The following is a 2,002-nucleotide window of genomic DNA, read 5'->3' as shown; positions in this document are numbered from 1 at the left end:
GTATATTACCGCGACGGTAAGTGTGTTGATGAAAATGGTACACTTGGCGGCTCAGCATTGACGATGGACCGAGCGGTGCATAACAGTGTTGAGCATGTAGGGATCGCCTTGGATGAAGCCTTGCGGATGGCGACGCTCTATCCTGCTCGCGCAATGGGCATTGATCAGCATTATGGCAGTATTCGTCCCGGAAAAGTCGCGAATCTTGCCATTTTTGACCGTTCAATCAACATTCAAGCAACGATCGTAAACGGGCACTATTTACACAGCTAGGACACCTATGACTGGCGGAAAAATTGGGAATGTCGATCTCGTAAAGCAACTGAACGGCGCAGCCGTTTATCGACTCATTGATCAACAAGGGCCTATTTCACGCATACAAATTGCTGATGTGAGTCGACTGGCTCCTGCAAGTGTGACAAAAATAACCCGCCAACTCTTGGAAAGAGGCCTGATCAAAGAAGTGGCGCAACAGGCCTCAACCGGTGGACGTCGCGCCATTTCACTGACCACCGAGTGCGCCCCTTTTCATACGCTTGCCGTAAGATTGGGGCGTCATTTTATTGAGCTATCTTTGTATGACTTAAGTGGTGCCTCATTGGCTGAGCACGGTGAAACCTTTCATTACCAAGATCAAGATCAGTTGGTCAAAGGCTTAATCGATATCGTGAGCCAATTTATTGATACTCACCAACATGCCATTCGAGAGCTCATTGCCATTTCGGTTGTGATGCCAGGTTTGGTCGACCCAGATTCTGGTGTGGTCGAGTACATGCCCAATATTAATATTCAGCAACTCGCGCTCGCCGATACACTGCGCGATGAATTTGGCGTGCAAGCCTTTGTTGGCAACGACATTCGAGGACAAGCACTCGCTGAGCACTACTTTGGCGCCAGTCAAGACTACTACGATTCAATGCTGGTCAGTGTGCATCACGGAACTGGGGCAGGGATTATCGTCAATGGCCAGATCTTTCTCGGTCACAACCGGAATGTGGGTGAACTCGGCCATGTTCAAATCGACCCTCTCGGTAAAAAATGCCAATGTGGTAACTTTGGCTGCCTGGAAACCGTCGCATCAAACGAGGCCATCATTGAGCATGCGCAGCAATTATTGGCTCAAGGTCATCCCAGCAGCCTAACGCACGATCAAACGTTAACCATCGAGGCCATTTGCCAAGCCGCCGAGCAAGGCGATGAGCTGGCCCGTCAAGTCTTAGTCAAAGTCGGTAATCATTTGGGTAAAGCGATCGCGATGACGGTGAACCTGTTTAACCCGCAGCTGGTTGTCATTGCGGGTAAGATCACCGCCGCCAAAAGTGTGGTATTCCCCGCCATTGAGCGCTGTGTAGAAAACCAGTCACTGCCAAGCTTCCACCAAAAACTGGCAATCGTTAGCGCGGATTTACAAACTCAGCCAACCATGGCGGCGTTTGCTTTAGTCAAGCGTGCGATGCTAAACGGTGAACTCCTTCAACAGTTACTCGAAGAATAATGCTATCGGGCTTGCTCCTCTGTAAGCCCGTTTTTCTCCCCTTTTCACATCTATCCCTCATCGGCCAAGTTAGTGACTATTTTACATTCACAGATTGACCACAAAACGTGTACATTATAGCCACGTGACAGACAAGACGTTGTCTCATTCAACTCTGGAATAAGTATAAAATATGGAACTGGTTTTTATCTCAACCGCTTTTGTTAGTGGCTACATATTAATGCGCTGCCACCTTCCCCCCTTAGTTGGCTTTCTGCTTGCCGGTTTTGCTCTCCATGCAATGGGGTATCAATCCACCCCCGTGATCACCCAGCTGGCCGAACTAGGGGTCACCCTTCTCCTTTTTACAATTGGGTTAAAGCTCGATGTCAAAACGCTGTTTGCTAAAGAAATTTGGTTTGGAGCTACCGCGCACAATGTGCTGACAACCGGCTTTTTTACCTTAGCGCTAATGGGCCTGAAAGCCTTGAGTCTTCCCATGCTATCAAGCATGGGCCTGTCAGAGAT

General features: G+C 49.0%; 3 protein-coding genes. All 3 read left to right on the top strand.

Annotated elements, in window-relative coordinates:
- The coding region (locus tag BZG79_RS14830) for an amidohydrolase family protein (protein ID WP_199877978.1) at positions 1–273 on the top strand (273 nt) is incomplete at its 5' end.
- A gap of 7 nt (positions 274–280) precedes the next feature.
- Positions 281–1,495 carry an ROK family protein gene (locus BZG79_RS14825; protein ID WP_077575874.1) on the top strand — a complete coding sequence of 405 codons (1,215 nt, stop codon included), beginning with the start codon at positions 281–283 and terminating at the stop codon, positions 1,493–1,495.
- Positions 1,496–1,667: 172 nt separating this feature from the next.
- A partial coding sequence (locus tag BZG79_RS14820) for a cation:proton antiporter (RefSeq protein ID WP_199877975.1) occupies positions 1,668–2,002 on the top strand: 335 nt, incomplete at its 3' end.

The organism is Salinivibrio sp. MA427, assembly GCF_001996115.1.
Taxonomy (GTDB): Bacteria; Pseudomonadota; Gammaproteobacteria; order Enterobacterales; family Vibrionaceae; genus Salinivibrio; species Salinivibrio costicola.
The sequence above is the reverse complement of the archived record's forward strand: the minus strand, read 5'-3'. Positions and strand labels throughout refer to the sequence as shown.